Below are 9,237 nucleotides of genomic sequence, written 5' to 3' on the forward strand. Positions count from 1 at the left end.
TGGGAGTTAACTGCACAGCACCGCTGCACGAGCAGGATCCAAAGAGATTAGCCCGGAGAGCAATGAGTCCATTTCAGGTTGCAGGCGGATTTTATCTGCCTCGTTGCGTCCGGCTTTCCCACGCAGCAACTTGAGCCGGCGGGCTTTGACTTCAAACATGAGCTCTGGTACCCATTGCTGAAGCGTCAACGACTGAGCGCTAATGTCGAGTTCTCCCAGCAGATGCAGTGCCATTTCATTCTTGCCATACTGCTCACTGACTCGAGCCATCAGCAGGCGCATCAGCCATTTGTCCCGACAGGAACAGTAGCCCGGTTGAACCTGTAACCAGTTGAGCGCGGCTTCAACCCCTTCGGCGTCGGCTTTAGCCAGCACTTCGGGTTCCAGCGTCAGCACATCATCGCTGCTGGCTGCCGTCGACATAACCGGCTCGTCTTTCCAGCCAGGCATGCCGTCCAGCACGCTTTCGTTAATCCAGTTTGTCGTGACTTCATCAGCAAACGGGGTACCGTCGTTAAAGGCGAGCGCTTCCAGACCCGGAAGACGAGCGAGTAAGCCTTGCAGGTCTCGACAGAGGATGTCAGCGCGAATGCTGTCGTTATCCAATTTAACCAGCGCCTGCCAGGCGTACCACTGCACATCCAGCCACAGATGATTCACGCCCTGCGCCAGCAATGTGTCAGTATGTTCCAGCAGTTCAGACCAGCTTTTTTGCAGGTAAAGCCGTTTGAGATGAGCTTTATTGTCAGGCTTTGGTGGGACGAGTCGGGTGCGCCCTGCTGCATCCAACGGCGGTAACTCCGTCAACGTATCCCAGCGGACGCTTTTCAACAGATGATGCCCCGCCAGCCAGCCACCAGGTTGATCGCGCAGGTATTTAGCCAGCACTTTGGCCTGATCGAGCAAATCACGCCCTGAAGTGACTGCGTTCATCACAGGTGCAGAAGGCGCTGCCGCAGCTGAAGAGCTTTCTTCACGGCTGGTCTGCGGCACCATGCTATTGGCTCCCCCGCTTTGTACCAGCCGATTATCCAGAGCCAGATACAACGCGCCGAGATCCGGACGGGCGTCTTCGCTGAATAACAAAAACGACTGTTCCGCCAGCAGCAGTCCCGCAGCAATACGTTGCATGATGGACATATCGACTTCAGGGTACAGAGACAGGCTGTCTGTGACACGATTGCTGCCAAGCCATTCAAGGGCAGTTTTACGGCTGCGGTCACGCTGAGGGTGCAGTTGGCTACTAAACCGTTCAAGCATGGCCGCGAGAAGCTCAACGCCCTGCGCAAAACCCGTCTCTCCGTCCTGATGAAGACGCGCCCAGACATAAAAAGTGATCACCCGCAGATCCTTGCAGGTGTGGGTCAACAGCTTTTCTGCCAACTGGCAAATCAAGCCAGTATCAATGCCGGAAAGCTTGTTGACCTCCTCACGGATGCGCTGGAAATCATCGTCATAACCAGGATCTTCCCCGGCGGGTTCTTGCCCTGTAATCGGTGCTAGCCAACTTTCCCATTCAGCGCTGCGAATTCGAGCCTGATTCAGTAGGGTTTCTTCATCCGATCCACAGGCGAGAAGCACGCTTTGTAGTGTTGCCATTATTCCATTCCATCCATGGCTAAGTGATCGCCGCCAGCCAGAGCCTGTGCCGTAGCAGAAGCATCGACACTGAATATCTGTGCCGGGAGACTGAAGTTACGTAATTCCAGCAGGGCTAACGGCCCACTACCCAGTTGAGATCGCAGAACCCACTGCAACGTGCGTCCATCAGGGGCGGTAAAACTCATCATCCACTGGCTACGGTCGAGCTGCTGTCGCTTGCCCTGATCCAGCCAGCGAATAAAGCCCCAGGTTCCTCCGTAATCACCAAACAGACGTGCACCTGCGTTGGTCGAGGTCCAGGTCAGCATCGTGCCGGGTTTGTAGGTATCGCCCGGCCAGCGGAAGGACTGCCAGTCCGCCATTTGGTTGAAGTAATGGAGTTGCTGCCCGTCAATCGTGAGTTGCGTTTCCACCACCTGCGGTGCCGGGCGTGCCTGCAGCTCAAAACTGATCCCCTGGCTGCCGTCAGTAAACAAAATGTCCGACAGTTGACTCAGTTGATTAACCGCGCGAAGGAAGGCTGGATTAAACGTCAATCCCTGGCTGTGTGTGTTGTCTGGCACCCACTGACTCCCCTCTTTGTGCAGCACACCGCTCAGTTCAGTCGTCAGGAATCTGTCGATACGGCCCGTATCTTTGCGGATAAACTCGGCCAACATAGGCAATGAAACATCGCTTTTGCTTACAGCAAAGGGGAAGCGGCCATCAAAGGCGGTGCGCCAGTTGGCGACCACCGAACGGCTCCAGCGATCGTTCAGGCTGGCGGCAGACGGCTGCAAAACCGTTTCCCAGGCCTGAGTCAGCGGCTGCACGAACAAAGTGCGGCCAAAACCGCTCCATTCTTCACCGAGGCTCGCCGCAACCAGACTGCCGTACTGCTGGGTATCGGTGAGATCAACGCTTTTCCCCTGAAACACGGTTTGCGCCAGCGTCTGCATCATCTCTTGCGGGTCAGAGGCACTCGCCACCTGCTGCAGGCGCAAACGAACACGGGTAATTCGGGTCAGATACGTCTGCAAACTCAAAGTGCTATCAGCTGACATAACGTTGCTGGCATTGTTTTTGCCCATCAGCGTCAGGATCGGCCCAAATGAATCATCTAGCGGCCCCTGTGGACCTGCAGCGCTCTGATCGATAGCGGGCTTATCTTTATTGCCGATCAGGTTTTTCGCTGACTTGATAAGTGAATCGGAAATGCCTTCGCTTTGCTGGCCGGTCTGGCCTTGCCAGGCGAGCGTATTCATCAAGGCAATGAGCGGCGACTGACGAACATCGCTCATCAATGTCAGTTGGTCCGTCACATCCGCAATGTTGTAAGCCGGGTTCCAGGACAGGCTATTGAGGAAGCTCAGCCAGCTGCCCGCAAAATCAGTAAAGTAACGCTGTGTCAGACGTTCTTTTAGTGCGTCAGGGGAGAGGTCGGCTGACACCGTCTTGCGGCTGTCACTGAGCACCCAGTCAATCTCATCCCGACGTGAGTTCGCCGCTTTATCAATCGCCTGCTGGATGCCGCCTTCCCAGGCCTGACGGGTAAACATACCGGGCACGACTTCGTCGGTATTGAACAGACGCCGGGCATCTGTACCGCCCGTCATGTCTTCCAGTGAGACATCAGCAAAGTTGCGGCGCACGGATTTGAGCATGTTCTCATAGAGGGTGCTTTCCGCGTTACGGCGGCCAATCTGTTGCAAGAGAACCTGTCGACTCTGGCTGACCAGCGACGGGTCAGGGGTAATTTTCCACTGTGGCTGTTGCGGCAGTTCAGAAATAGAGAACGCCCATAAATCTGGTGAAAGACTCTGCCAGAGACCGGTAGAAATCCCCATGCGTGTTGGCTGCACCGTTTTCATGGTTTGGGCATAAAACGCGCCATCCACTTTGTCCGGATGGGCCATCATCAACCAGGCTTTCAACTGGTCGTAACCTGGTTTCGCCAGTTGCGTACGCTGATCGCTGTTCGGGGCTGAATTTGCCAACGCTGTGAGCTTTTGCATCAGAGCTTCACTGGCCGGATCACGAATCAAACGATTATTCGCCACGCCGTACCAGGGCAACATTGCGCTAAGCAATTGCTGATTATGGTCAAGGCCAAAACGCTGATACCACGGAGTCCCTTCCTGGACGTTATGCTGCAAGCGACCCGCGGCGTTTCGCAGTTCATGCAACGCCGTAAGCTGGTAGTCAGAAACGGACGGGTGATTCACCAGGGCGCGAGCTTTACCCGCCACCGAAGAAATCTGGCCGTAATTCAGAGCAAAAGAGAGCAGCAGACCAGCGCCCCACAACCCCACTACAGCCATGATGCACCAGGCCAAAATCTGTTCCCACGCCATGCCAACACGGCGGCCACGAACACGAGTGCAATCTTCAGTAACCCCAAGCCAGGTGGCCGGCAAAGTCAGTGCGTGTTTGTGTAAAGGCTGAACATACGCAAGACCTGCTTCCTTTTCACTCTCACCGCTGAACAGTTCAGGCTTATTGACCTGACTGAACATCAGCCCCCGCAGCGGGACGCGCTGCTGAGAACCGTATAACCATGGCACCAGGCGGGATGCCCAGAGCTTGCTTTCCCCCTGCTCAAGTTGCTGAGCGAGACGCAACAGAAAATCGAACTGACGTTGCTCAGCAATCTGAGAAATCCCCTGTTCCCGTAGTTGCGGGAGTAGCTTACTGAGCTGTGTTGACACGTAATCCGGCATCGCTCGTAAAGGCAGAGTGATACCCACAGACTGTGCTTCACGCCCAGACTGAGACCACTCACTGCCACACAGTTGCCACAGCCAGACGGGCGCAGAGTAACGTAATGCTTCGCTGATTTTCTCCAGCCCGCGCAAATCGTTGTCGCTCACCTGAGGCGTGAGATTCTGCTCTTCGCTGATCACCCGGACAATGCCGTCCAGCGGGCGTCCACGCCGCAATTTACGCAGCGCAGAGTATTTTTCCTTCTCGGGCTCAACAGTCAGACTGCCGCCGTAAATCAATACCGTACGGTCACCTTCCAGCCATTGACTGCTTTGCAAGCCAGGAACCAGCTGTTCAATAGCTGCCTCCTCGCCGGTGACCAGCAGCAGGCGGGTTTTGTTGCGCCAGAAGATGCCGTAGCGGCGGCGGAGGTGGTTACGGATTTGTCTGACACCATAGAGATCCGCCTTACCCGATCGTTTCTCATGAAGTTGTGCCTTTGCATTACTTTTTGCTGCGGCCATATCTTTTGCTCTGAGATAGGCTTTTCCCCCCGCAATTCTGTTGGATAACATAACGATAAGCAGCCACGATAAAACGCCAAAAGTGATGAAAATATCGATGACTATAAACACACGCTGATGCGCAGAATTGGGTGCTACCCCTATCCAATCAGGACGAAATTCCAGCACCAGATAAATGCCTGCCCCCAGTACAAGAATGATCACACAAATGAGCCAGAGCTGGAATTTAGCGCTTTTTGACATTAACTTAACTCGCTTCACTGCGATTTACCCCTGGAGGCTGGAGAATAAAAAATCAATTAACTGGAAATAATCACGTAATATTACTTGCCCAATAACACAGCTATCCGGCACAAGAAGAAATAACAACAAACCAAGGCAAAGGTTGATTTTTTGGTATATTCATCACTAGCTGCGGAGCATTGATACTTCTTGCATTTTCTGCTGCAACTGCAATTGACAACCATGGAGAAACATTCTCTGTATCTCCAGCATGTAGATCAATATCGCAAGGCGGGCTGGTTGAGGGGAACTGTATTTCTGTCTGGGAAAATATATTTTCTGCTTTATGAGTCTTACCTGTACCAGAAAACCAAATCTGTCGAATATCTTCGGCATTGGTTTTTCCCCAAAGCAAGGCCTGCCGCAACGCATAATTCATACCATAAATTTGTTGTGCTTGTTCCGGTCTATGAAGATATGCAATTTCTCCATTGGAGTGAGATCCATCGCTTTGCAGTAACAGAGCCACTGCAGCATCTCCAATACCATCAACTTCTTTTACCGATATATGCATTGCCACGACCAATAAATGTTGGCCGTTGTCATGGTTATCGAGCCAATTATCTATAACCTTTAAACCTTCATCCAGCATAAAAGTCAGGCGTAAAGATGATGCAATAGATCGCTCAGTCATTTTTTGCAATTGCACCAAACTGCCAGGAAATGAGCTAGCATCGAGGTTGGTTTGCAATAAAACCGTTAACTCGCTGCCCGGCGCTAACTGATGAAAAGCCGACTGCAATTGAGCACTTAACAGAAGGGCTTGTAGCTGACTGGCAACACGCTGATCCTGTGACAGGCTGACACGACCAAATCGGGACTGATGAAAGATAGTGTGTGTTGAATTATCTATCTGTACCGGCAAAGAAATTCCATTTGTCATCAGCATCTGAGCTGAAATAGATTCTGTTGCAATCGCATGAGGTAACTGGATAGCCTGAGCGATAACGCCTAAGCGACGCTGCCCCCGCCAAATATCCAGTTCAACATCCTGCTCACGTGTCGCATCCCACCCATCGGCATTGAAGACAGGAGCCAAATAAATAACCCAGCGGACAATAAAAATGGATAGCCAGAAAATGATTGCAGCTCCCGGAAAGCAAAACCAGAATAATGGTGTTTGGCTTGATACTCCCGAAGGCCATAACCATGCGGTAAGCAGACCGCTGACAGACACAAGCACGAGTAAGAAAGCCAGCCAACGTTTCACGGAAGGCGTACTCTGCCGACTCGCTTGTTCAGGTGTACAAGTGAGATCAACTGGCATTATTTACTCGTCGTAGCGTTGCCAAGAGAGGAGATGAGTGAGCATCCACAGGTACATTTATTGTCATGAAATGCCACTGCGATGCCGTTGTCTTTCATCGTGGGATGCCCCTCTGAGATGAACGAAGGACTGTGTCCTAATATTGGGCAACTAACAGGATCGCCTTTACGGGCGACGCCAATACCAGCAAACTTCATGACAGAAGATCCTGATAATACCTGCCCTCCGTGTGAGGTTTTGTCACCAATACGAACAATACCTTTCATTTCAATATCCTTATTTCAGATTGGAAACCAAACAACTCATTGGCATTTAGCTTTTTTATCAGCGACTTCACATTCAAGCGACGCCCCATAATAATTGACATTAATCTTTTTCAAATCAATATCATGAGAATTTCTACCAATGGAAATTATCGATACTCGACCAAATCCATCACACTCATCAGCCCAAATAAGTGGGGAACTACCAGAGGTTATTTTAGCAGACATAAATCCATCAAGTAATTCATTGACACAATAACTTAAATCACTTTGCGCCATATAAAGCTCTTGTCCTTTGGATGCAGCTGAACTGTCTAACAAAATCTGGCGAATAGACCCTTTGCGGCTTAAACCTAACGCGGAGATTCCGTCTTTATTTTTTATATTCACATCCGCTCCGGCAGAGATAAGCGCTGAGACATTGTCTTGTTTATCCGCCGAAACCGCCTGCATCAACGCACTTGCCCCATTTTTAGAAATAAAATTAACATCAGCGCCTGCGTTAACGAGAGCAGTAACCACATCAGGCGTGGAGTATTGCGCGGCAAATTGCAGAGGTGTTTGCCCCGCCTTATTTACACGATTGACATCTTCTGGCTTTTGAGCGAGTGCTTTGACAATATTCAGATCACCATTGGCTGATGCAAGCATAAGAAGAGTTGTACCTTCGCGATCGGTAACATCCGTATCAGATCCAGCCTTCATCAATAAATCAATCAGTTCAGAAGAACGATGTTCTTCCACAGCGATATAAAGTGGGGATTGCCCTTCACTATTATTTATATTAACACTTGCGCCCTGTGACAAAAGTATCTCAGCCAGTTCCTGTGAATTCTTTTTAAGAATACCTGGAGACATTTCCAAGGCCATATCTTGTGTAAGCAATATTGTTCTTGCACCACGTTCAAGGCTTTGTTGAGCGGCCGCTAAGAATATTTTATCCAGAGCATCACCGGTAGGATTCTTTCTGGCAACAGATTCATCTATTTTCATGTTCATAATTATTTTATAATCATCACGAATCTGCCGTCCGTCAGATATTGCTAATGTCAGTGCCGTGTCATTGGCATTTGACATCGTATTAATATCACTTTCTGCAGAAATAAGATCATTAACCAGAGCCGCGTCACTCCCCCTTGCAGTAGCAAACATCAACGCGGTGAAACCTTTATTTGTTTTTTCATCTGTTGACGCCTTATGCTTTAGTAACACATCAACAATATCTCGACGATTTTCAGCAGCGGCTACCATTAGCCCGGTTATCCCAGAAGCATTAGCGCTATCAACATCAATCCCATTATTTAGCATTGACTCAATAGTTTGAGGCTGGCCATACTTACACATCAACAAAAATTTATTGGTATCTTCTTCTGATTGGCATCCTGCAAGTGATATCAATGAAATAATAAGCAACAAATGACAGATTACTCGCATTTTTATTTTATCCAGGTTGTTATAGAGGGGGTCACACCGATTCTGTAATCGTAAATATATAATTATTTCTGATTGATAAAAGTTAGTTGCTCTTATCACGCTGAGTTAACTTTTCTTTGATACGCTCATATGCCGCTTTCTGGCGGGCGTAGCGGGCTTCGTAAACATCACGTTTCTCGTTAGCCAGCACATAGCGCCAAAGATGCTCTGGATTGTTCGCTGCACTGACATTTACCGGGTCATCACCTTCAGGCTGGCAGGCATCCAGCACTTCCTGTGACCACTGCGGGATTTTGCTGGTTTGCATGGCAATATAGCGGGCAAAACTGGCAAGGAGATCCAGCGGAAACATCACGGGCAGAAAAATCCATTCCAGACGGGAGTCCATTTTCATCAGATACTGCAGCCCGAAAATATACCCTTCCTTCTGCTTTTCCACCGGAGGGCACAGCGTGACCAGCTCTGAAAGCTCCTGCACGCAGTCTTCTTCCATATAGCAACGGATAAACTCCCAGTACTCACCCAGCAGCTTTTTACCTGCCGTTAAAGAGACGGCCAGGCTGAAGGTGTCGAGAACTGTTTCCCCATCTTCTGCCAGAATATGCCCATCAATACCCCATTCGCTGGTTCTCCCCAGAGACTTCGCCGGAGTAAAGAAAATGTCCTTCCAGGGCACACTCAGGATTTCACCGCTGACTTTATAAACATACACCCTCTGGTTAATGCGGTTGAACCTAATTGGGTAATGTGTTTTTCTGAACAACTCTTTGTGAATTATCTTAGAGACAAAGAATGCACAAACAATAAAAACAGCCGTCGCTATAGATTCAAAAACAGCATTACCATGCCCATGGTTTATTACAATATTGAAAACAGACCCCCCCCCAATAAAAACACCGACTAATAAAACAATAAAAACAGGCAATAGCATCGATCCTGAGACCCCACTACCAGAATAATATTTACAAACAGTTTCCAGATAAGTTGAGTTCATCCTGATAATGGAAGCCTCATCATTAATGGTGTTGACTCTGCGCCGTTTCCCCTGGCAAAAACGCCCCTCTTTTTCTTTCTCGGTTAAAGGACGTTTCAATTTATAGGCGGTATAAAGCCCCGTATAATTCATCATGCCGTAGCGCCTCCCTGTTGCAACTGTTTATAAAGAAATCCCTTTCCAGCTTAC

At 49.6% G+C, this 9,237-nt stretch carries 6 protein-coding genes; all 6 read right to left on the reverse strand.

Annotation, left to right across the window (positions count from 1 at the left end):
- Positions 1-6 precede the first annotated feature (6 nt).
- The gene (gene tssA, locus ACI2I2_RS22415; protein ID WP_404659970.1) at positions 7-1,599 is read right to left on the reverse strand and encodes a type VI secretion system protein TssA; all 1,593 of its coding nucleotides are present in this window, start codon (positions 1,597-1,599) and stop codon (positions 7-9) included.
- The gene (locus tag ACI2I2_RS22420; RefSeq protein WP_404659971.1) at positions 1,599-5,051 is read right to left on the reverse strand and encodes an ImcF-related family protein; all 3,453 of its coding nucleotides are present in this window, start codon (positions 5,049-5,051) and stop codon (positions 1,599-1,601) included. Before ACI2I2_RS22420 ends, tssA begins: the two co-directional genes overlap by 1 nt.
- A 100-nt stretch (positions 5,052-5,151) precedes the next feature.
- Positions 5,152-6,357, reverse strand: coding sequence for a hypothetical protein (locus ACI2I2_RS22425; protein ID WP_404659972.1), 1,206 nt, complete (start codon positions 6,355-6,357; stop codon positions 5,152-5,154).
- A complete protein-coding gene (locus tag ACI2I2_RS22430; RefSeq protein WP_404659973.1) occupies positions 6,357-6,623 on the reverse strand; it encodes a PAAR domain-containing protein in 267 nt (88 codons plus the stop codon). Before ACI2I2_RS22430 ends, ACI2I2_RS22425 begins: the two co-directional genes overlap by 1 nt.
- 36 nt (positions 6,624-6,659) lie before the next feature.
- The gene (locus ACI2I2_RS22435; RefSeq protein ID WP_404659974.1) at positions 6,660-8,054 is read right to left on the reverse strand and encodes an ankyrin repeat domain-containing protein; all 1,395 of its coding nucleotides are present in this window, start codon (positions 8,052-8,054) and stop codon (positions 6,660-6,662) included.
- Between the two features lie 82 nt (positions 8,055-8,136).
- Positions 8,137-9,183, reverse strand: coding sequence for a DUF6708 domain-containing protein (locus ACI2I2_RS22440; protein WP_404659975.1), 1,047 nt, complete (start codon positions 9,181-9,183; stop codon positions 8,137-8,139).
- Between the last annotated feature and the right edge of the window lie 54 nt (positions 9,184-9,237).

This window comes from Scandinavium sp. NPDC088450 (assembly GCF_044900545.1).
GTDB lineage: Bacteria > Pseudomonadota > Gammaproteobacteria > Enterobacterales > Enterobacteriaceae > Scandinavium.

What these genes read in the sequence shown, in the direction of transcription:
- tssA (WP_404659970.1), bottom strand. Translation starts at nt 1,599, where the DNA reads ATGGCAACACTACAAAGCGTGCTTCTCGCCTGTGGATCGGATGAAGAA.
- ACI2I2_RS22420 (WP_404659971.1), bottom strand. Translation starts at nt 5,051, where the DNA reads ATGTCAAAAAGCGCTAAATTCCAGCTCTGGCTCATTTGTGTGATCATT.
- ACI2I2_RS22425 (WP_404659972.1), bottom strand. Translation starts at nt 6,357, where the DNA reads ATGCCAGTTGATCTCACTTGTACACCTGAACAAGCGAGTCGGCAGAGT.
- ACI2I2_RS22430 (WP_404659973.1), bottom strand. Translation starts at nt 6,623, where the DNA reads ATGAAAGGTATTGTTCGTATTGGTGACAAAACCTCACACGGAGGGCAG.
- ACI2I2_RS22435 (WP_404659974.1), bottom strand. Translation starts at nt 8,054, where the DNA reads ATGCGAGTAATCTGTCATTTGTTGCTTATTATTTCATTGATATCACTT.
- ACI2I2_RS22440 (WP_404659975.1), bottom strand. Translation starts at nt 9,183, where the DNA reads ATGATGAATTATACGGGGCTTTATACCGCCTATAAATTGAAACGTCCT.